Annotated in this window: 1 protein-coding gene; it reads left to right on the top strand. The window is 70.4% G+C overall.

What is annotated here, in order from left to right:
- A partial coding sequence (locus DVK07_RS23115) for a hypothetical protein (protein ID WP_121598624.1) occupies window positions 1-403 on the top strand: 403 nt, incomplete at its 5' end.
- Window positions 404-463 lie beyond the last annotated feature (60 nt).

The following is a 463-nucleotide window of genomic DNA, read 5'->3' as shown; positions in this document are numbered from 1 at the left end:
GGGTGAGAGCGATGAGACGGGTGCCCCGCCCCCCGGTAACGCCGAGACGACCGGGAGCGGCGCGGGCGGACCGCTGTACCGGACCCGTCCCCGCGAGTTCTACGGCCTCTGGTTTCTCGCCGCGCTCACGTACGGGATCGGTGACGTCGTCTCGACGCTGTACGCGACCGTGGCGGTCCCCGGACTTATCGAGGCGAACCCGATCGTCGGGACCCTGCTCTCCTCGAGCGGGCTCCCCGGGTTCCTCCTGTTGAAGCTGCTCGTGTTGTTCGTGTTGATCTCCGTCAGCGTCCAGGGCGCGCGACGGCGCGAACGGTTCTCGTACTACTGGCCGCCGGTCGTCGCGACCGGGATCGGGCTGCTGCTCACCGGCTGGAACGTCCGACTGGTGATCGGGGCGTGACCGGCCCGGGCGGCGGATCGGTCACCGCCAGCGTCTGATGGCCCGGCGAACGCGGTCGGA

Origin of the sequence: Halorubrum sp. Atlit-26R, assembly GCF_003666015.1 — an archaeon.
Lineage (GTDB): Archaea > Halobacteriota > Halobacteria > Halobacteriales > Haloferacaceae > Halorubrum.
Note: the sequence above shows the minus strand (reverse complement) of the source record. Positions and strands in the feature narration are given on the sequence as shown.